Origin of the sequence: Raskinella chloraquaticus (SeqCode) (assembly GCF_021731865.1) — a bacterium.
GTDB classification, from domain to species: Bacteria; Pseudomonadota; Alphaproteobacteria; order Rhizobiales; family UBA4765; genus Raskinella; species Raskinella chloraquaticus.
The window spans coordinates 61,568-80,045 of sequence record NZ_JAKFWN010000001.1; the positions used below are offsets into that span (position 1 = coordinate 61,568).

At 59.6% G+C, this 18,478-nt stretch carries 21 protein-coding genes; 10 read left to right on the forward strand and 11 right to left on the reverse strand.

All coding sequences use genetic code 11. The features are described from left to right. Nucleotides 1-16: 16 nt before the first annotated feature. Nucleotides 17-838, reverse strand: coding sequence for a peptidoglycan-binding protein (locus tag ACINK1_RS00330; protein WP_376799942.1), 822 nt, complete (start codon nucleotides 836-838; stop codon nucleotides 17-19). Beyond that, entirely contained in the window at nucleotides 831-2,633 is a 1,803-nt protein-coding gene (locus tag ACINK1_RS00335) for a sensor histidine kinase (protein WP_395759926.1), read from the reverse strand. Before ACINK1_RS00335 ends, ACINK1_RS00330 begins: the two co-directional genes overlap by 8 nt. Before the next feature lie 305 nt (nucleotides 2,634-2,938). On the opposite strand from ACINK1_RS00335, the gene ACINK1_RS00340 reads away from it, so the two are divergent. From ACINK1_RS00340 to ACINK1_RS00350, 3 genes are all read left to right on the forward strand, one after another. Further along, the gene (locus ACINK1_RS00340) at nucleotides 2,939-3,352 is read left to right on the forward strand and encodes a DUF5330 domain-containing protein (RefSeq protein WP_376799939.1); all 414 of its coding nucleotides are present in this window, start codon (nucleotides 2,939-2,941) and stop codon (nucleotides 3,350-3,352) included. Between the two features lie 64 nt (nucleotides 3,353-3,416). Further along, nucleotides 3,417-3,842 carry a SufE family protein gene (locus ACINK1_RS00345; protein WP_376799938.1) on the forward strand — a complete coding sequence of 142 codons (426 nt, stop codon included), beginning with the start codon at nucleotides 3,417-3,419 and terminating at the stop codon, nucleotides 3,840-3,842. Further along, nucleotides 3,817-5,265 (forward strand): CoA transferase, encoded by a 1,449-nt coding sequence (locus ACINK1_RS00350; protein WP_376803319.1) that lies wholly within the window; start codon nucleotides 3,817-3,819, stop codon nucleotides 5,263-5,265. The genes ACINK1_RS00345 and ACINK1_RS00350 overlap by 26 nt, the downstream gene beginning before the upstream one ends. On the opposite strand, the gene ACINK1_RS00355 is transcribed toward ACINK1_RS00350, so the two are convergent. Beyond that, nucleotides 5,228-6,043 (reverse strand): DUF6456 domain-containing protein, encoded by an 816-nt coding sequence (locus ACINK1_RS00355; protein WP_376799936.1) that lies wholly within the window; start codon nucleotides 6,041-6,043, stop codon nucleotides 5,228-5,230. The genes ACINK1_RS00350 and ACINK1_RS00355 overlap by 38 nt on opposite strands. 2 nt (nucleotides 6,044-6,045) lie before the next feature. After that, entirely contained in the window at nucleotides 6,046-6,282 is a 237-nt protein-coding gene (locus ACINK1_RS00360) for a hypothetical protein (RefSeq protein WP_376799935.1), read from the reverse strand. A gap of 399 nt (nucleotides 6,283-6,681) precedes the next feature. Between ACINK1_RS00360 and ACINK1_RS00365 the strand changes: the two genes are divergently transcribed. After that, entirely contained in the window at nucleotides 6,682-6,930 is a 249-nt protein-coding gene (locus tag ACINK1_RS00365; protein WP_376799934.1) for a hypothetical protein, read from the forward strand. Nucleotides 6,931-7,030: 100 nt separating this feature from the next. Here ACINK1_RS00365 and ACINK1_RS00370 read toward each other — a convergent pair whose 3' ends face one another. Further along, the gene (locus ACINK1_RS00370; protein ID WP_376799933.1) at nucleotides 7,031-7,450 is read right to left on the reverse strand and encodes a MucR family transcriptional regulator; all 420 of its coding nucleotides are present in this window, start codon (nucleotides 7,448-7,450) and stop codon (nucleotides 7,031-7,033) included. Between the two features lie 418 nt (nucleotides 7,451-7,868). On the opposite strand from ACINK1_RS00370, the gene msrB reads away from it, so the two are divergent. From msrB to ACINK1_RS00395, 5 genes are all read left to right on the forward strand, one after another. After that, on the forward strand, nucleotides 7,869-8,288 hold the full coding sequence (gene msrB / locus ACINK1_RS00375) for a peptide-methionine (R)-S-oxide reductase MsrB (RefSeq protein ID WP_376799932.1): 420 nt from the start codon (nucleotides 7,869-7,871) through the stop codon (nucleotides 8,286-8,288). After that, nucleotides 8,285-10,423 carry a S9 family peptidase gene (locus ACINK1_RS00380; protein WP_376799931.1) on the forward strand — a complete coding sequence of 713 codons (2,139 nt, stop codon included), beginning with the start codon at nucleotides 8,285-8,287 and terminating at the stop codon, nucleotides 10,421-10,423. The genes msrB and ACINK1_RS00380 overlap by 4 nt, the downstream gene beginning before the upstream one ends. Continuing rightward, nucleotides 10,420-10,980, forward strand: a complete 561-nt coding sequence (locus ACINK1_RS00385; RefSeq protein WP_376799930.1) for an isochorismatase family protein — start codon at nucleotides 10,420-10,422, stop codon at nucleotides 10,978-10,980. The genes ACINK1_RS00380 and ACINK1_RS00385 overlap by 4 nt, the downstream gene beginning before the upstream one ends. Nucleotides 10,981-11,166: 186 nt before the next feature. Further along, nucleotides 11,167-11,769, forward strand: coding sequence for a superoxide dismutase (locus tag ACINK1_RS00390; RefSeq protein WP_376799929.1), 603 nt, complete (start codon nucleotides 11,167-11,169; stop codon nucleotides 11,767-11,769). A 113-nt stretch (nucleotides 11,770-11,882) separates the two neighbouring features. Next, nucleotides 11,883-12,479, forward strand: coding sequence for a hypothetical protein (locus tag ACINK1_RS00395; RefSeq protein ID WP_376799928.1), 597 nt, complete (start codon nucleotides 11,883-11,885; stop codon nucleotides 12,477-12,479). Nucleotides 12,480-12,488: 9 nt separating this feature from the next. Here ACINK1_RS00395 and ACINK1_RS00400 read toward each other — a convergent pair whose 3' ends face one another. Continuing rightward, nucleotides 12,489-13,370: a ChbG/HpnK family deacetylase gene (locus tag ACINK1_RS00400; protein WP_376799927.1), complete on the reverse strand. Its 882-nt coding sequence runs from the start codon at nucleotides 13,368-13,370 to the stop codon at nucleotides 12,489-12,491. Between the two features lie 84 nt (nucleotides 13,371-13,454). On the opposite strand from ACINK1_RS00400, the gene ACINK1_RS00405 reads away from it, so the two are divergent. After that, nucleotides 13,455-14,468, forward strand: coding sequence for a glycosyltransferase family 2 protein (locus ACINK1_RS00405; RefSeq protein WP_376799926.1), 1,014 nt, complete (start codon nucleotides 13,455-13,457; stop codon nucleotides 14,466-14,468). A gap of 6 nt (nucleotides 14,469-14,474) precedes the next feature. Here the strand turns inward: ACINK1_RS00405 and panC are convergent, their stop codons facing one another. The 5 genes from panC to ACINK1_RS00430 all read right to left on the reverse strand — a co-directional run bounded on the left by panC (nucleotide 14,475) and on the right by ACINK1_RS00430 (nucleotide 18,332). Then, nucleotides 14,475-15,326, reverse strand: coding sequence for a pantoate--beta-alanine ligase (panC, locus tag ACINK1_RS00410; RefSeq protein ID WP_376799925.1), 852 nt, complete (start codon nucleotides 15,324-15,326; stop codon nucleotides 14,475-14,477). 42 nt (nucleotides 15,327-15,368) lie between these two features. Continuing rightward, nucleotides 15,369-15,707 (reverse strand): hypothetical protein, encoded by a 339-nt coding sequence (locus ACINK1_RS00415; RefSeq protein ID WP_376799924.1) that lies wholly within the window; start codon nucleotides 15,705-15,707, stop codon nucleotides 15,369-15,371. Continuing rightward, nucleotides 15,700-16,554, reverse strand: coding sequence for a branched-chain amino acid aminotransferase (locus ACINK1_RS00420; RefSeq protein WP_376799923.1), 855 nt, complete (start codon nucleotides 16,552-16,554; stop codon nucleotides 15,700-15,702). The genes ACINK1_RS00415 and ACINK1_RS00420 overlap by 8 nt, the downstream gene beginning before the upstream one ends. Nucleotides 16,555-16,633: 79 nt before the next feature. Further along, a complete protein-coding gene (locus tag ACINK1_RS00425; RefSeq protein WP_376799922.1) occupies nucleotides 16,634-16,930 on the reverse strand; it encodes a hypothetical protein in 297 nt (98 codons plus the stop codon). 22 nt (nucleotides 16,931-16,952) lie between these two features. Continuing rightward, nucleotides 16,953-18,332 carry a dipeptidase gene (locus ACINK1_RS00430; protein ID WP_395759939.1) on the reverse strand — a complete coding sequence of 460 codons (1,380 nt, stop codon included), beginning with the start codon at nucleotides 18,330-18,332 and terminating at the stop codon, nucleotides 16,953-16,955. Nucleotides 18,333-18,478: the final 146 nt, after the last annotated feature.

Consider the following 18,478-nt stretch of genomic DNA (forward strand, 5'->3'; position numbering starts at 1 on the left):
CCCGTCACAAGCGCGATCAGCGCAGAGGGCCGCCGATTTTGGACAGTTCCCGCAACAGCGGTTGATCGATATCGCCGCTCACCTTGATTGCGCGATCACGCTGGAATTTCTCAACCGCCGTCCGGGTGTCTTGCGACATCTTGCCGTTGACGCGGCCCTGGTAATAGGCCATGTCGCCAAGGCGCTTCTGGACTGCTGTAATTGTCGGCGCATCGATACGTGTATCCAAAGTCGACTGCGTTGGCACGCGTGGCTCGCGCTGCAGCCGCTGCAACAGGGCCGGGGTCGCTTTTCCGGTGACAGGCAAGCCCGCGCGCTGCTGATAATCGCGGATCGCCGCCTCGGTCCGCACGCCGATGACACCATCGATTGCCCCGCCATACATCCCGATGCGCGCAAGCTCTGACTGAACGGCGGAATAGCGGGACCGCACGTCGCTCGTCTTTTCTGCCGCCGCCGACACGGGGTGCCGCCCTGCGGGATCAAGCCCCGCGAGCGCATTGATGACATCGTCGATATCGCCTTCCCTGACCTGTGTTGCGGGGCGCGCTTTCTGGCTTTCAACGCCAGCGAAGAGAGGGCGTGGATGGGCTTTTCCCTGCGACAGAAAATTACTGCCCGCGACGATGCCGGCCCAGCCGAATGCCAGCATGAATATGCTTGCCAGCTTGTGGCTGAGAGCAAGACGGGCACCTTCCCTTGCCAGGCGCCAACAGATGGCGGCTCCGCCAGCGATGATATCCATCGCAGCGCGCCGCCTGGGCGGAGCCGGCAGGCGTGGCGATTTTCGCGGCAGGGCGATGATCGGCTGGTCGAGGACGAACTCGAAATCACGCAACTGACTGTCTCCTCGTCGATTGCTCACCATCATCCTTGGGCGAGGTTGGCTGCAAGCGTCTGATCGTTGACCCTGAGGCATCCGCATCAATCGGCAACCGCACGGTTACGCTTGTGCCAACGCCCAGTTTCGATCGGATATTGAGCGAACCGCCGTGAAGTTCGGCTAGACCTTTGACAACCGACAATCCCAGACCGGTTCCCTCATAGCGACGATCATAGCTTGATTGCGCTTGCACAAAGGGGGTTGCCAGCGTCGGCAGATCCCGCTCATGAATGCCGACGCCTGTGTCGCGCACGGTAAGGAACGCGTTTCGCGCATCGAATGCCAGCGTGACCGAAACGTCGCCGCTTTTATCCGTGAACTTGAGCGCGTTCGACAGGAGGTTGAGCAGGATCTGCTTGCAGGCACGAGGATCAGCGACGAGCTCCCTGCCTGCAAGCGGCACGTCGCAGGTCAGTTTCACGTCGGCCTTCTCGGCCATGGGTGCCATCATGGCGACCGTTCGTTTCACCAGAGCCCCGACATCGAACGGCTCAGGGGTGATGGTGAATGACCCCGCTTCAAGCTTTGACATATCAAGAATACCGTTCACGACGTCGAGCAGATGACGCCCGGATTCATTGATCAGAACCGCATATTCGACAACGCGCTCAGGTGGCAGTTTGATGGGCATTTCCATCGACAGCATCTCGGAGAAGCCGATAATGGCATTCAGCGGCGTGCGCAGCTCATGACTGATGTTGGCGAGAAAGCGTGTCTTGGCATCACTCGCCTTCTCGGTCAGCTCGTTGGCCAGACGCAAGGCTTCCTGCTGGCGGCGATGAGCCTCGATGTCGCGCGTCACGGCAACAAGCTCGACCGCGTCATCGGCGGCATTTTCGTTGAAACGCCGACAACGCATTTCAACCCAGCGCCATTGTGGCACGGCCTCGTCCATGATCGTCTTGCGGATCCGGAACTCGACAGTGGCAGTCGTTCCGAGTTCAGCGGCATCGGCAAAAACCGTCAGATAGGCCGGGCGATCGCCGACATGGACGAGGGAGAAAAGACCGTTATCAAGCAAGTCTGATGACGCGATCCCGAAGAGGTCGCGCGCTGCCGGCGAGGCGAACAGCACGTTACCCGAGCGGGTATGGCGCGTGATAAGATCGGTCGCGTTGTCGGCCAAAAGCCGGTAGCGCGCGTCTTCCTCGCTCTGCATTTTGGCCGCCTGGCGATTGGCGCTATCCAGACCCGCCGCAACCGTTACCGCGTAGACGATACAAATGATGGCGGAGTTAGCCAGCGCGATGGTCCACAAAAGCGTCGGCGAGGAAATCACCGGAGGCACGCCCCAAACTTGCCCGACAGCGACGATCGCCAAAGCCATGATGACGTGAACGGCCGCGCTCAGCAGCGAATTGCGCCGGCCGGTCGACGCGGCATACAGCAGCACGGGAATAAACCAGCAGACGACGCTCGATGCCAGACCACCGCACATCCATACGGCAACGGCCACCAGCGTGGTGAAATTGGCAACGGAAAACGCTTCGGCCCGCTCCAGCCGCCCGCCACGGGACAATCCAACCGACAGCAGCAAGGGCGTCGCGAGCCAGGCGAAGGCAACGGCTTCACTGGAAGAGGGAGCACCTACAATTGCAAGATATAAGGGAATTGCCAGAATGCCGATCAATCCACCGCTTAAATGGGCGGTCAAAAAGGCACGATGGCGGAAATACGAGACAGCATCGCTGGCGCTTTCGTGCACCAGATGATCCAGGACAGAACCGATGGGCATCAAAGCCTTCAACACTCACACGCCTCCGCCAGCTCAAGGGCCGACTGTGATTGATCGTGGGCAATCCTCGCGGAGTTCCTTTAAGAGACACCTAAAAGTTTCGCGATGGCCACCCGACGGCGTCGAGAACTCTTGGACGTGCTCAACATTTCGTAAAAAGCCGCAGAACGGGAAGAGAAATGCCCGATCGATAAAATTTTAGAAAATTGCGACACCGCAGCGAAATCTCTGCCTGCTAATCGTTGCTCAGACGAGCCAGGAAAAAGGTTCGCATATACAACTGACATGAACGTCAAAACTGTCGAAACGGGGCAAGCACCATGGGTTTTTTAATTAAAGCGGCCTTCTGGCTATCCGTTGTTGTGGTTCTTCTGCCAGCGCCTGAAGGCAGCGAGGGCGGCACCCGTATGATCGGCACCACCGAGGCCGTCAGCCTCCTATCGGCAGCGCTGAATGATGCGCGTGGCTTTTGCCAGCGCAATCCAGAGGCATGCGTCACCGGCACGCAGGCCGCCCAAACATTCGGCCAGAAGGCACAATATGCGAGCCGCCTGCTTCATGATTTCATTTCTGATCGTGTCGATACCGGCGTGACCAGCGCTTCAACACCGACGCCGTCGGCTCATTCCAAAGGTCGCGCACCCGGCGGCAGCATCGATACGCTCTCGCCCGCCGATCTCGAGCCGACCTGGCGCTCGCCTGACATTCGCCAGGCGAGCCTCAAGCGGAGCTGAGAGAGCCAGCGAAGCGGAGACCGGCAATTTCCAGCCGGAAGGCAGTCTGCTATGGTCTGTCGTCATGAACACCAGTTTTGCAGATATCAAGGAAACGCTCGCACTCATTGATGATTGGGAAGAGCGGTACCGTTTCATTATCGACCTTGGCCGTGAACTTCCCCCGCTTCCCGAGGATCGGCGGACAGATGCCTACAAGGTGCGTGGCTGCGCCAGCCAGGTGTGGCTTGTCCCAGAATGGCGCTCGAGCAGCGAGGGCCCGCGTTTTTCCTACCAGGGTGATAGCGATGCGCATATCGTGCGCGGGCTGGTGGCGATTGTGCTTGCGCTTTATGACGGTCGCACCCGCGAGGCGGTTCTCCACGTTGATGCGAAGGCGGAATTTGATGACCTGGGATTATCCCAACACCTGACCGCGCAACGTGCCAACGGTCTGTTCTCGATGGTGGAGCGCATCAAGGCTGATGCGCAGGCTGCGCTGGCAGTTTGAGATGATGTCGCCAGGTGATCATCTGCACGCATTGTGGACGGGGCTTGGCGGCGATGGCGCAGCGCTCGCAGGAATTCAACTCAGCGGAGCGGATCCGGTCTTGCCATCGTCGTTTCGTGTCGGCATGGCGGCCCAATTGTCGATTGTCGCTGCAGCCACCGCTGCGCGCGAACTGGGGCGGCGGCGGCTCGGTATTCATCAGGAACTGAGCGTTGATGCGCTTGCCGCAGCGATCGAATGCCGCAGCGAGCGATTGCTGCGTATCAACGGCAAACAGCCCAGCGAATTATGGGACGCCATTGCCGGCATCTATCCCTGCCGACACGGGCGCCATGTCCGCCTTCATACCAACTTCGCCCATCATCGCGCCGGCATCATCCGGTTGCTGGGTTGCCGGGACACCAAGTCCGCTGTTGCCGAAGCTCTTGTCGATTGGGAGGGTGAAGCCTTCGAGAGTGCCGCCACCGCCGCAGGAATGGTTGTGTCCTATGTACGCACGTTCGAGGAATGGGATCGCCACCCACAGCGTGCAGCCATTGCCGCGCAGCCCCTGGTTCATTTGACAAAGATCGGCGAAGCGCCAGGACCACGATCAGTCAGCGGGGAGCGGCCCATCGACGATCTGCGTGTTCTCGAAATGACCCGTATCATCGCCGCCCCCGTCGCCGGCCGCGTTCTGGCAGCCCATGGCGCTGATGTCTTACGGGTGATTGCGCCCGAGCTCCCGACCATCGAAGCGCTTGATATCGACAGCGGCCGCGGCAAGCGCTCGGCCTTCCTGAATATCGCGCAGCCAGCCGACACGACAACTTTTACCACACTGTTGCAGAAGGCCGACATATTCCTGCAAAGCTATCGTCCAGGCATCTTGGAGCGCCTTGGCTACGGCGCGGACCACCTCGCAAGCCTGCGACCCGGCCTGATCATCGCGCGGTTGTCAGCCTATGGCCGCCAGGGGCCATGGGCCGGAAAGCGCGGCTTCGATAGCCTCGTCCAGGCGGCAACGGGTTTCAATCTCGCTGAAGCAAATGCCGCTGGCGAACAGGCGCCGCGGCCGCTGCCCATGCAGATCCTCGATCACGCCTCAGGATATCTGCTCGCCTTCGGCGCGCTGATGGCGCGCTTGCGCCAGCTTGATGAAGGGGGCACGTGGCAGGTTGACGTGTCATTGGCGCGCACCGGCAATTGGCTGCGTGATCTCGGGCAGATTGATGACGGCTTTGCGGCGCCAGAGCCCTCTGACGCAGTGTTGGCAACATTGTGCGATCAAGCCCCGTCTGGCTACGGCATGCTGACATTTCCCCGGCATGCCGCCAGGCTCACTCACACGCCGGCGCGATGGGTGCGACCATCGGTCCCGTTTGGTAGCAATCAGCCGCACTGGGTCAGTGCGGATGAGACGCCCGATCGCGCCAGGCTTTGATACGCCCGCCGGCTGTGGTTGCTGGAACCATGCGCATGCCATAATGGTCAGCAAGGCGCGTTAAAGCCAAACCAAGAACGATGCGTCCACTGCGCGCCGGCCAACTCCTTTCGCGCTCGACTGTTTCCATCGGTTTCAGAAAACAACAGATATCGAGAAGAATGCCGGACAGCTCCGGGCCGACAGCCGCAAGGGCGCGGTTGCTGCGCTCGCGCGCGGCGATGGTGGCATCGGTGAACGCTCCCGCGTCCGCACCCCGGCGACCGCTGGCGACGGATGCATCCCAATTTGCGGTGGTCCGTGCCATCAACTGGCCGCGCGTGACATCGGCGCGCAGTTTTTCTCCCGCCGCGAACTGCATGTCATCGATCAACGGACTGCCATCCTTGTTGCGTCGCGATCGCAACCATGACAACGGGCTTTCGGCTGCATCACGCCACAAGCGATGCGTTACACGGTTTTCATCCTCGACCGCCTCACGCCGCATCTCGCCATGCTGCGCGCGAAAGCCAAGATCGCTTTGCTCGTGGCGCGCCAGCCATGCAGCGCCGACGGTCGTCAGGACATGGAGCGGCGCGACGTCGACAGCGATCAGATCGCGCTCGAGAAGATCAACCGCCAGCTCGCGTGGCAGCGACATCATCGCCTCTCCGGCGACAGATATCAGGACGGCCTTGTCACTATCTTCCAGGACAAGGCCTTTGGCCGAACCCTTGTGCAGAAGTTTGAGAATAGCGGCCTGGCGCCGCACTGCCCGGGTGACAGGGGAAATGAGCATGATCATATCCCTCCCCGCTCGCATTTCAGGCTTTCCTCAAGACGGGCCAGAAATTGATCAAAGGCTGGATCATCACGCCCATCTTCAATGACGCGCAGCGCCAGCTTCACGCTGGACCGATCACGATCCAGCACAAGCGCTATCTGGGCAGGGCTCAGACCGAGCGCGACATGAGCAAGATACATCACGATCTGGCGGACACGCACCACGCTGGGCGAGCCGCGCCGGTATTTGCTCACCGCGTCCGCATTGACTGCAAAGATAGTTGCTATTCGCCCGATAAGGCCAGACAGCCTCAGGCTTTGTGAACGCGGCCATCCAGGCGCCATCTCGTGCTCCCGCGACGCACAATTCATCTGCTCCATTCCATCCTCCCGTACTAGGAATATAACCCTATCAAGAGTAAGGCGTGTTTACGGCACGGGAAGAGCGAAGACGTTTTCTTTTTATCTTCAAAATCTGTATCGTTTCCATGCCTTTGATTTATATATATCTTTTGTGCACAATCTTTTTATGAACGGGGAGGAAAGCGAATATAAAATCAGTGTTAGGAATTGTTTCATAATGTGGATATGACCCATCCTCCCGGCACCGCCCCCTCTTATCCCCATGCCCTGCAAGAATTTCGCCACGGTCGCATGCGTGCCCTGCGAGAGGCGGATCATTCGCTCGCGCACGCCCCGATTGGCCAGCAACGACACGACATGGTGCTGGCCGGGCTCTCCCTGGTGCAATTACGTGCGATTCGGATCAGGCTCACCCGCGCCGCGCGCGCTGAGGCAAGCCGGGGCAAGATCGACCATCGAAGCTATGATCTGGCCCGTCATGCCCGGCTTATCCAGCAGGTGCGACAGGTGATGGATGAAATATCCCTGCGCGAGAAATGACACGCCGCGTCACCGCTCTCGCACGGCGCTGGACTTCGATGGCATAAAAAAGGGGCTGCCGAAACAACCCCTTGTCAATCTTCGTCTGACCAAGAAGCGGTCAGCGCGAGCGTTTACGGCGCTGCTGGCCAAGGCCCATTTTCTTCGCCAGCTGCGAGCGCGCCTGAGCATAGTTTGGCGCCACCATCGGGTAATCGCTCGGCAGCCCCCACTTCTCGCGATATTGTTCCGGCGAGAGATTATAGTGAGTGCGCAGATGGCGCTTCAACGATTTGAATTTCTTCCCGTCTTCCAGGCAGATGATGTAATCGGCGGTGATTGATTTCTTCAACGAAACCGCCGGCTTCAGCGGCTCCGTCGACACAGGCGATTCGCCGGTCGTCGTGCGCCGAAGGGCCGCATACACATCGCCGATCAGCCCGGTAAGGTCGGATGGCGACAGCGGATTCTTGCTTACATAAGCAGAAACAATATCCGCCGCGAGTTCAATCAATGTTTCATTCGAGGTTGCTTCAGTCATAATTTCCGTTCTTTTCGTTCAAAGTTACATGGTTTGATTCGAAATTTGGCCTACTCACATTCAAGCAAAAAATTACCTGACATGTCCTGCGCAGATCACCGATCGCGAACGCACTCCAAATATCTCAGTAGTGTCAGATACACCAAGAAATCATGAGGTTCAAGTACAACCACGCTAATACAGCGTTGCATTTTTCATCCTCGAACAGGTCACGAGAGCACGTTACTTTCGAAATGGCATGAAATTGCGTATTTTTGTCCATGAACTGAACTCATACTTGGCCGTTGCGAATAATCGGTGGACAGCTGATCCGCGCGCCGGCATGGCGTATTGTGCACGAAACGGTGAAGCGGCGGGGAGGTTGTCGTCTCCGGTTCCGCCGCTTACATTCCGGTGGCTCGGTCAAAAGGGGGCATAAATGATGACGACGAAAACCTTGATCAGAAAAAGCGACAGCGAATGGCGGGCGCAACTGACGCCCTCTCAATATGAAATCACGCGCATGCATGGCACGGAGCGCCCCTTCACCGGCCCCTATTGGGACGAGAAGAAGGCCGGCACCTATGCCTGCGTCTGCTGCAACGAGGCGCTTTTTGATTCGGCGACAAAGTTCGATTCGGGCACCGGCTGGCCAAGCTATTGGCAGCCGGTTGAAACCGGAGCGATCCGGGAATTTTCGGATAATTCCTGGCTGATGCGGCGCACCGAGGTGCGTTGTGCAGCGTGCGATGCCCATCTCGGCCATGTGTTCCCGGATGGTCCGAAGCCGACCGGCCTTCGCTATTGCATTAACGGTACCGCGTTGACGTTTGCGCCGCGCGAGGGGAGTAAAACGTGAGCGCAGACGGCGGCGGGAATTTGTTGCCGCCGCGCGCCGCCAAACGGCCGGTGCGTCGAACCATTCACGGCGTCGAGCTGACAGACGACTACGCATGGCTGCGCGCCGAGAATTGGCGCGACGTGATGCGTACGCCGCGCCGTTTGTCGGCCGAGATCAGCAGCCATCTCAAGGCTGAAAATGCCTATACGAAGAACCATATCAAGCCGCTCGACGGGTTGCGGCGCCGCCTCTATGGCGAAATGCGGGGACGGATCAGGGAAGATGATTCGTCCGTGCCACTGCCTGACGGTCCCTGGCTCTATTATCAGCGCTATCGCGAAGGCGGCGAGCACAAGCTGATCTGCAGGCGGGCTCATGACGAGGGCACGGAAATCATCCTGCTCGACTGCGACGCGATCGCAGCCAAGACACCCTATTTCGATCTGACCGGAACATCACGCAGCCGCGACCATCGCTTTCTGGCGTGGGGGAGTGATGACAAGGGATCGGAATTATCCACCATCCGCATTCGCGATCTGGCAAGTGGACACGACCTCGACGACGCCATTCCGGAGACATCAGGGGATGCGGTGTGGACGGCCGATGGCAGCGCTTTCTATTACGTCAAGCTCGATGCTGAATTGCGCCCCAGGCAGGTTTTTCGCCATAGGCTCGGCACGCCTGTATCAAGCGATACGCTCATTCACGAAGAACAGGATAGCGGACTTTTTGTCACCATCAACGAGACGCAATCAGGCGCCTTCGGCACCATCGATATTCATGATCAGGTGACGAGCGAAGTCTATCTGCTCGATCTCAGCGATCATCAGGCAGACAAGCGGCTGATTGCGCCGCGGCGCCGTGATGTCGCCTACAGCGTCGAGCATCATGGCGAGCGGCTGATCATCTGCACCAATCGCGACGAGGCCATCGACTTCAAACTGGTCGAGGCCCCGCTCGCCGATCCGTCACCTGACAATTGGCGGGAACTGGTTGCCCATCGCCCCGGCTGCTACATTCTGGCGCATACGGCCTATCGTGATTTCCTGGTGCGGCTGGAGCGCGAGGACGGCTTGCCGCGGATCGTGGTGCGCCATTGGGGCAGCGGCGAGGAACACAGTCTCAGCTTTGACGAGGAAGCCTATTCTCTCCTCTATCAGCCTGGATACGAGTTTGCGACGACATCGTTGCGGTTCGTCTATTCCTCATTGACGACGCCTGCTGAAACCTTCGACTATGACATGGCAAGCCGGAAGCGGATTTTCCGCAAGCGCCAGGATGTGCCCTCGGGCCATGATCCCCGGCACTATGTGACGCGCCGCCTGCAGGCGTCAGCCCATGACGGTGAAAGAGTCCCGGTCTCACTGCTCATGCGCGCCGATACCAAACTGGACGGGTCGTCGCCCGTGCTTCTCTATGGCTACGGGTCGTATGGTCATGCGCTTGGCTCAAGCTTCCGCCCCAGCATCCTGTCGCTGGTTGATCGTGGCATGATCTATGCCATCGCCCATATCCGGGGCGGCACCGAAAAAGGCCGGCGCTGGTATCTTGATGGCAAGCTGAAAAAGAAGACGAACACCTTCAAGGATTTCATATCGGCTGGCGAAGCACTGATTGCCGAAGGCTACACCTCGAAGGGCCGGATCGTCGGCCATGGCGGTTCAGCCGGCGGCATGCTGATGGGAGCCGTCGTCAATATGCGGCCCGACCTTTTCGCCGCCATCATCGCCGAAGTGCCGTTCGTCGATGTCATCAATACGATGCTCGATCCGACCCTGCCGCTGACGCCACCCGAATGGCCTGAATGGGGTAATCCCATTGATGATCCGGAGGCCCTGCGCGCCATGCTGGCGTATTCGCCCTATGACAATGTGCGCGCTCAGCCTTATCCGGCTATTCTTGCCATGGGCGGATTGACCGATCCGCGGGTCACCTATTGGGAACCGACGAAGTGGGTGGCGCGGCTGCGGGAGCATACCACCGGCACCGCCCCCATCCTGCTTGATATCAACATGACAGCAGGACACGCCGGTGCCTCGGGAAGGCTCTCCGGTCTGAAGGAGATCGCCAAGGTGTATGCTTTCGCGCTTGCCTGCGCCGGGCTTGCCAGCAAACGGATACGTCGGCCAGCGACGACAGCAGCTGCGGCATGAAAGATCAACGCTTTACGCCGCAGCGCTCGCTGCTGGTGATGATTGATATGCAGCAACGCCTGATGCCGGCTATCGAACACGGGCAGCGGCTTGTCGATCAGGCGTGCCGGCTGATGAAGGCAGCGCAATTGCTGGACATACCGGTCATCCTGGTTGAGGAAAATCCCGCAGGACTTGGCGCCACCGAAGAGCGCATCCGGCGGGCGGCGCCACAAGCGCCCGTCATCGTCAAAATGGCGTTTGGCGCGGGCGATGAAGCGGCGGTTCTTGAGGAATTCGAGAAGAGACGGGCGGCTGGACGCGACCAGCTCGTGCTGGCTGGGGCTGAAGCGCATGTCTGCGTCCTGCAAAGTGCCCTTGGACTTGCCGCGCGCGGTTATCATGTCGGTGTTGTGAGCGATTGCATCGGCTCGCGTCGGGCCCATGACCGTGAGGTGGCCATCGCGCGCATGACCGGCGCAGGGGTGAGCGTGCTTACCAGGGAAATGATCGTTTTTGAATGGCTGGCAAGTGCGGCTCACCCCCAGTTCAAGGCGATCCTCGATACGGTTCGTTGAATCGGCGAGAGGCTGCCTGAATCACTGCTTTTCCCATCATCCCGTTGCAATATATGAATTATTCATTTGAACAAAATGCCCTGCTGAACATAATAAGGGCTAGCGAAACGCCGTCCCGATAGGCTAAGGTTTAGCCATTCGCACTCAGTGCCGCACTGCCTTAGCCGATCATGAAAGGGTCCGCTCATGTCTTTCGAACTGCCCCCGCTTCCCTACGCCTATGATGCCCTGCAGCCTTATATGTCGAAGGAAACGCTCGAGTTTCATCACGACAAGCACCACATGGCCTATGTCACCAACGGCAATAACCTCGCCAAGGGGAGCGAATTTGAGGGCAAGCCGCTCGAATGGGTGGTGCAGAATTCCTTCGGCAAGAACGCCGGCCTCTTCAACAACGCCGGTCAGCATTACAACCACGTCCATTTCTGGCAGTGGATGAAGCCCAATGGCGGTGGCGACAAGCTGCCGGGCAAGCTTGAAAAGCACATCGTTAGCGACCTCGGCTCGGTTGCCAAGATGAAGGAAGATTTCATCCAGGCCGGGACCACGCAGTTCGGTTCGGGCTGGTGCTGGCTTGCGGTCAAGGATGGCAAGATCATCGTGACCAAGACCGCAAATGGCGAAAGCCCGCTGGTGCACGGCGCCCAGCCGATCCTCGGCTGCGATGTATGGGAGCATTCGTACTATATCGACTACCGCAACCGGCGCCCTGATTACCTGAAAGCCTTTGTCGAGCACATGGTGAATTGGGATTACGTTGAGATGATGTATGGCAAGGCGATTGGCTGATTTTTGCCATTTTGCCACTTTAGGTAAATAAGTGCTGGTCGGTTCAGGAATGTGGTTCTCGACCAGCACATAACAGGGCGGGGTTGGCTGGAAAGCGGCGGGAGCGATTGGCGATGCAAAATGATCGGGTCCTCAGGGATTGTATTGTCGGGGTTGAACGAGCGCTGTCCAGCACGCAGTTGATAGCGATAGCCGCCCGAGCCGTCGCGTCTGGCACGTTGCTGATGGTGGCAGCAGCCAACCCTGTTTTTGCCCAGACGGTCCCGGCGCCGACGGTCCTGGCTCCGACGGTCCTGGCTCCGGCGGTCCCGCAGGTGGCAACGCCTGCTCCACCAACGCCGCCATCGCCGCCGAAGGCGAGGGCAAAAGCGAAAACTGAACCGAATGCGCAGGCGGGCACGTCGGCGGTGCCAGGCGCGCCTCCTGCCGCTCGCAACCAGAACGCTGCAAAGGTAAATGGCAGCGCTGCAAAGGCAGGCGGTGGTGGGCTCAACCTCGATCTGAGGGCGCAGGAACCGGAGAAGAAGCCGGCACAAAAGGGCGTGGCGGACAGCCCTGGCACCTTTGCGGCCAGCGGACCTTATGCGTCACAGGCGCTGATCAATCGCGTGACGGGCAAAATCAAGCAGGGTGAATTGCCAAAAGCGCCGATCAGCTTGGGTGGTGCTGGCTCGTCAGACCAGAATGTCGGGCCGATCTGGGCGCGTTGATGCAAGAGATCAAGCGATTGCCGCCAGCCTGGTGAAGCGATCGATCCTTAGATTTTCACGCTCCAGCAACTGAACGAAATCATCGCTGGCGAGATAATCCGCTTCTCGTTGTCGCGCAGCGGTGATCGGATCGGCAACCTCGGCTGACGCGTCGCGATCACCGGGGTGACACATGACGAGAGGGCGCGCGCCGAGATGGCGGACAAAGGACGAAAAAACGTCCGGCAGCCTGCCCGCCGCCGAAAAGTCATAGATACCAGAAAAACCTGCATTGACCGGGACCCCACGCGCTGAAGCCGCAGGCGCCATGCCTTTCGTCAGCATCGCAATCGACAGCGCTTTGGCAAGAGCAGTCCGCCGCGCCACGATGCGACCCCATTTTTCGCCAGGTACACGCACCGGCAACGGATCGCCGGGCCGAAGCGCAACGGCAAGGTCTGCTGTGATGGTGCATATCCCCGGCAGAGCATGCGCGTGTTGATGGCCGTCGATGAAATCGGGAAGGCGGCCGGTTGCCTTTAGAAAAGCATCCGCCTGACGAAACGCCTCGTCACGCACTTCCTGCAAGGGCAAACGATGGCTCAGCGCCATCAAGATCAGACGATTTATGCCTGGAAACCTGCCGGCTGGCGCCAAAGCTCTTGCCGAAGCCAAGGGCTTGCCCTCGACAAAATCAAGGTGAAGGCCGACATCCACTTGAGCAGCGAGCCCGTCGATCTCAGCACCTGCCCGCGCCCAGTCCGGAAAGGTCACGAGCGCGCTGGTGGCGCTGAGACGCCCGCGCTCTGCCAGACGGCGGATGGCGGTGCTGACGCCCGGTCGATAGCCGTAATCGTCGGCACAAAGCGCAATCAGTCCGGGTGTCGCGGGCAACGGATTTATGTTGGTCATGGCTCCTCATGCTCCTTCACGACCCGTTCAGGCAAGCTTTTCTAGAACGCGCGTCATTATGCGCTACAGGTGCTGGAACCCTCGATGACCATGGACCCCCGCTCCCTCCACGATATCAGCCAGCGACCGGAACTTTCGGTCGTGGTGCCGATGCATAACGAAGCCGCCAATCTGGCGCCGCTTCTCGCGCGGCTCATTCCAGTCCTGCGATCGATCGATCAGCGCTTCGAAATTCTCTTTGTTGACGATGGCTCGCGTGATGACAGTTTCGAGCGTGTGCGGGCGGCCGCACTCACCGAGCCGCGCCTGCGTGCCATTGCGCTGTCACGCAATTTCGGCAAGGAAATTGCCATCGCCGCCGGGCTTGCCCATGCGCGCGGCAATGCCGTGATCCTGATGGATGGCGACCTCCAGCATCCGCCCGAAACCATCCGGGACTTCGTCGCAAAATGGCGGGATGGCTATCACATGGTCTACGGCGTTCGCCGTGATCGAGAAACCGACAGCGTTATGCGCCGCTGGTTCTCGGGTGGTTTCTACCGGCTGTTTGCCGCGCTCAGCCCCACGCAATTGCCGCGCGGCGCCGGCGATTTCCGCCTCATCGACCGCAAAGCGGTTGATGCTCTCAATACCATTCACGAGCGAACGCGGTTTACCAAAGGCCTCTATTCATGGATCGGGTTCAAAGCCGTCGGTGTCGAGTTTGATGTCGAGGAACGCGCCGATGGCGGCGGCTCGAAATGGAATGCGCGCCGGCTGTTTTCCTTCGCGCTTGATGGCATTACCGCGTTCTCGACCCTGCCGCTTCGGGTATGGACCTACATCGGCACGGTGGTGTCGATGCTGGCGCTGCTGCTTGCCCTTTATTTTGTCGCCGAGACGCTGATCTGGGGCGTTGCCGTTCCCGGCTTTCCATCATTGATCGTGTCGGTGATGTTTTTTGCTGGTGTACAGCTCATCACACTTGGCGTGCTTGGCGAATATATCGGCCGCATCTTTGTCGAAGTGAAGCGACGGCCCCTCTATATCGTCGCTGAAGAAATAGGTCAGGTGAGCGCCACGTCGCCGCTGTCAGATCAAGTCGAAGCGAACTCGTAATCCGGTTCAAACAGCGATATTGTCAATGAGGCGGGTTGCCCCGATCCTGGCGGCGACCAGCACGCGTGTCGGCTGTTCAATCGTGGTGGCGGGTAGCAGGGTATCAGCCTGCCGCCATTCCAGATAATCGACCGAAAACCCGGATTTTTCCAGGATTGCCACACCTTCAGCCAGCACACGGCTGGCCTCATCACCCTGTCGCAGCCGCTCGGCGCATTGCGTCAGGGTGTGATAGATGAGCGGGGCCACCGCGCGCTCGGCTTCGCTCAAGTAGACGTTGCGCGACGACATGGCCAACCCATCAACCTCGCGAATGGTTGGTGCTGCGACCACGTTGACCGGTAATTCGAGGTCGCGAACCATCTGACGGATGACGCAGAGCTGCTGGAAATCCTTTTCACCGAAAACGGCAAGATGCGGGGTGGTTTGCAAAAAAAGCTTGGCAACCACGGTGGCAACGCCCTTGAAATGAGTTGGCCGAAAGCGATCCTCAAGGCCAGTCGTCGCTGGTCCTTCAAGCGAAATCGATGTCACGAAATCAGCCGGATAAATGTCGGCGACCGGCGGGCAATAAATCGCATCGACGGCGGTTCCAAGCTTCTCGCGATCCGCCTCAAGCGTGCGCGGATAGGCGCTGAAATCCTCACTGGGTGTGAATTGGGCCGGGTTCACGAAGATCGAAACCAGCAGGCGATCGGCGCGCGCGGCAACGAGCCGAACCAGCGACAGATGTCCCTCGTGAAGCGCGCCCATGGTCGGCACCAGGGCAACGATCTGGTGCGATTCACGCCAGGCTGCCATGCGGGTGCGCAGCGCTGCGCGATCTGACAGAAGCTCAGCGCGCCGATGATGTGCCATAATCTCTGCCCGAAATTCTCTGACGTGTGGAGTTATTCAAAGTCATTGACCCTTGCGGCAATCCCCGCCAGCCTCGGCCAACTGATAGTCGAGCGCGACCTCGGTCAGAAAACGTTCGCATTGCTGGATCGAGCGGAAGCAGGCACTGCCGGACCCGTTATAGGAGCTGCTGGCAAAACTGTTGCGCCCGCCAACCACAGCATAGCGACTGACCCAGACGCCATCGCGGCCCAATTGCTTGCGCAGCTGATCGCAATCCTCTGCCCCCGACAAGACCGCAATCGCATCAGGGGGGCGTTGCGTTTGCGCGGATGCCGGTCGTAACGCGTCAAGCGCAACGGCAGCGACCACAAGAACAAGCCAGCAAGAGAGATCACGCATGAGCAAATTCCCAATAAAGCGCGCGCGCCTTGCGGAACACCGGACCTGGTTGCAGCTGGCGATCATTGATGCGGGTGATCGGCTGGACCTTGCCGGCATTTCCGGTTGAGAAGATTTCGTCTGCGGCAAGAACCTCATCGGGTGTAACGATGCGCTCTTCAACCATCATTCCAGCCTCGCGCAGGAGCGCGATGACCCGCAATCGTGTTATGCCGGCGAGGAACGTTCCGTTCGCCGCAGGGGTGACTGCCACGCCATCCTTGACCAGCCACACATTGGCGGTGGCAAGCTCGGCGACGTTGCCGTCAGGATCAAGCATGATGCCGTTGTCGAAGCCCCTCTGCCTGGCATAGGCAAGCGCGCGACCAGGATTAGGATAAAGGCAGCCCGCCTTGGCATCGACGGGCGCCATGTCCGCTCTTGGCCGGCGGAAGGGTGTGGTGGTGACTGAAAAACCGTTGGGCGCCGGCATGGGGGCAACGTAAATCGATACGGCAAAGCCGATATCGTCGGGATCGGCAAGTACGGCCGAGGGGCCGTTGCCCTCACCCCAATACATGGGCCGGATGTAAAGCTCGGCCTGTTTGTCGAACTTCTTCAACCCGTCCCTGACAATGCCGATGATGTCCTCGCCGGAATGGGTCGGGTTGAGGCCGAGCGCTTTGGCCGAAGCATTCACCCGGTTGCAGTGGCGATCAAGGTCAGGGGTGACACCTTCGAACGCGCGGGCACCGTCGAACACGGATGAGCCAAGCCAGGTCGCGTGCGAGCGCACGCCCATGATTGGCACATTTCCCTCGCGCCACTCGCCGTTTTGGAATGTCCAGGTTTGCGACCAATTGGCCATGCCATGTTCTCCTAGTCAGGGCCTGCTATCACCGCATGAATGGCAAATTCATCTGCCTCATCCGGTCCTTGAGCCATCCTCAAAATCGCGGGTCGCGATAAACGGGCAACACACACGAGCGTCCATTGTAATTGGCCGGCCCGCCCGCTCGCTCATCGGTCCAATCCTGCGCCGGCCGATCACGAACGATGCGCTCGAAGGGGCTGGTATTGTAATCGCACAGAGGCAATCGCGTGTCGACCTTGCCGGTGGCCTTCTCGCGCCGCCCGTCAACGTACAAGACGGCGGCGCGCGGCGGCAGCGGGCGCAGTTGCGGTGGAGGCGAGGATGCGATCTGGCAGGCGCCCAGCAGCACACCAACGAAATTGCAAGACATCAACCACTCTCCGTCCCGGCACTCAGCCGGCAAGCGCTGCCATGACACGCGCCCAGGAGCGGGCGCCGCGCTGGAAAGAAGCCAGCTCATATTTCTCATTGGGCGAATGAATACGGTCGTCGTCAAGCCCAAAGCCGATGAGGAGCGAATCCATGCCAAGCACCTCCTTGAAGGCACCAACGACGGGAATTGAGCCGCCACCACCGATGATGAAGGCCTCATTGCCCCATTCAGTCGACAGCGCCGCCCGCGCATTCTGGAATGCTGCGCCGCCACTGGGCAGCACAATGCCCGGGCTTGCTCCGTGATCACGAAACTCGACCTGGCAATCAGCCGGGAGATTGTCGCGCACAAATGTACGGAAACTGTCGCGGATTTTCTGCGGATTCTGCCGGCCGACAAGGCGAAACGACACCTTGGCCGACGCCTTGGCCGGCAGAACGGTCTTGAAACCATCGCCAGTGTAACCCCCGACGATGCCGTTCATTTCGCAGGTAGGCCGCGCCCACAGCATTTCGAGAACAGTGCGGCCCTTTTCTCCCGCCGGTGTCTTCAGCCCGACATCGCCGAGAAATTCCGCGACGTCGAAGGGCAGCTTGTCCCACGACGCCTTGAGATCGGCAGAAATTTCGTCCACCCCGTCATAGAACCCCGGGAGCGTCACCTTGCCTGCATCATCGTGAAGTTTCGCCAGAACCTTGGCAAGCGCCCGGATCGGATTTTGCGCCGGCCCGCCAAAGCCGCCGGAATGAAGATCGCGGTCAGCGCAGGTGATAATTACCTCTTCGCCAACCAGGCCACGCAATGAACCTGTGATCGCCGGTGTGCCAGCGTCCCACATGCCGGTGTCGCAGACCAGAACGAGATCCGCCTTCAGTTCATCCTTGGCAGCCTGAAGAAAGGCATTGAGGCTGGGTGAACCTGATTCTTCCTCGCCCTCGAGAAAAATCGTCACATCGAGCGGCAGATCGCCATGGGTCTCGATAAAGCCGCGGGCTGCCTCGATAAAGGTCATCACCTGGCCTTTGTCGTCGGCCGCGCCACGCCCCATGATCTGCTGGCCATTAGCGCCGTTCTTGAGATGCGGCTCGAAAGGCGGGGTCGCCCACAAGGACAATGGATCGACGGGCTGGACATCATAATGGCCGTAAAACAGGACCCGCCTGGCCCCTGGTTTACGGCGGTGCGCGACCACCATGGGATGGCCGGGCGTCGCACGCAGGGACGCTTCAAAGCCAAGGCTCTTCAGCTCGCTCACCAGCCATTCGGCCGCCTTCCTGCAATCAGCGGCAAAGGCTGGATCGGTCGAAATAGAGGGAATACGCAAAAGCTCGAAAAGCCGGTCCAGCGCGGCATGACGATTGGCGTCGATCTTGGCGAGAACCGGGTCGATGGCGTTCATGAAAACCTGCTTGCTTGCAACATTACCGGGCGGACCATAGCGGTGCCAAACCTTCCCGCCAAGGCGTTCGATATCGCCCCTGCCCTGCGTCTTGTGGCAATTGACTGCTTCAGGGATCTTGATTTCACAAGCTTTCCATGAGCAAA

Bases quoted from the DNA above. Each gene is read 5' to 3' on its own strand.
- ACINK1_RS00385 (WP_376799930.1), top strand. From the start codon at position 10,420: ATGAAAGATCAACGCTTTACGCCGCAGCGCTCGCTGCTGGTGATGATT.
- ACINK1_RS00400 (WP_376799927.1), bottom strand. From the start codon at position 13,370: ATGACCAACATAAATCCGTTGCCCGCGACACCCGGACTGATTGCGCTT.
- ACINK1_RS00425 (WP_376799922.1), bottom strand. From the start codon at position 16,930: ATGTCTTGCAATTTCGTTGGTGTGCTGCTGGGCGCCTGCCAGATCGCA.
- ACINK1_RS00370 (WP_376799933.1), bottom strand. From the start codon at position 7,450: ATGACTGAAGCAACCTCGAATGAAACATTGATTGAACTCGCGGCGGAT.
- ACINK1_RS00365 (WP_376799934.1), top strand. From the start codon at position 6,682: ATGCGTGCCCTGCGAGAGGCGGATCATTCGCTCGCGCACGCCCCGATT.
- ACINK1_RS00430 (WP_395759939.1), bottom strand. From the start codon at position 18,332: ATGAACGCCATCGACCCGGTTCTCGCCAAGATCGACGCCAATCGTCAT.
- ACINK1_RS00355 (WP_376799936.1), bottom strand. From the start codon at position 6,043: ATGCTCATTTCCCCTGTCACCCGGGCAGTGCGGCGCCAGGCCGCTATT.
- ACINK1_RS00415 (WP_376799924.1), bottom strand. From the start codon at position 15,707: ATGCGTGATCTCTCTTGCTGGCTTGTTCTTGTGGTCGCTGCCGTTGCG.
- ACINK1_RS00345 (WP_376799938.1), top strand. From the start codon at position 3,417: ATGAACACCAGTTTTGCAGATATCAAGGAAACGCTCGCACTCATTGAT.
- msrB (WP_376799932.1), top strand. From the start codon at position 7,869: ATGATGACGACGAAAACCTTGATCAGAAAAAGCGACAGCGAATGGCGG.
- panC (WP_376799925.1), bottom strand. From the start codon at position 15,326: ATGGCACATCATCGGCGCGCTGAGCTTCTGTCAGATCGCGCAGCGCTG.
- ACINK1_RS00390 (WP_376799929.1), top strand. From the start codon at position 11,167: ATGTCTTTCGAACTGCCCCCGCTTCCCTACGCCTATGATGCCCTGCAG.
- ACINK1_RS00340 (WP_376799939.1), top strand. From the start codon at position 2,939: ATGGGTTTTTTAATTAAAGCGGCCTTCTGGCTATCCGTTGTTGTGGTT.
- ACINK1_RS00395 (WP_376799928.1), top strand. From the start codon at position 11,883: ATGCAAAATGATCGGGTCCTCAGGGATTGTATTGTCGGGGTTGAACGA.
- ACINK1_RS00405 (WP_376799926.1), top strand. From the start codon at position 13,455: ATGACCATGGACCCCCGCTCCCTCCACGATATCAGCCAGCGACCGGAA.
- ACINK1_RS00420 (WP_376799923.1), bottom strand. From the start codon at position 16,554: ATGGCCAATTGGTCGCAAACCTGGACATTCCAAAACGGCGAGTGGCGC.
- ACINK1_RS00350 (WP_376803319.1), top strand. From the start codon at position 3,817: ATGCGCAGGCTGCGCTGGCAGTTTGAGATGATGTCGCCAGGTGATCAT.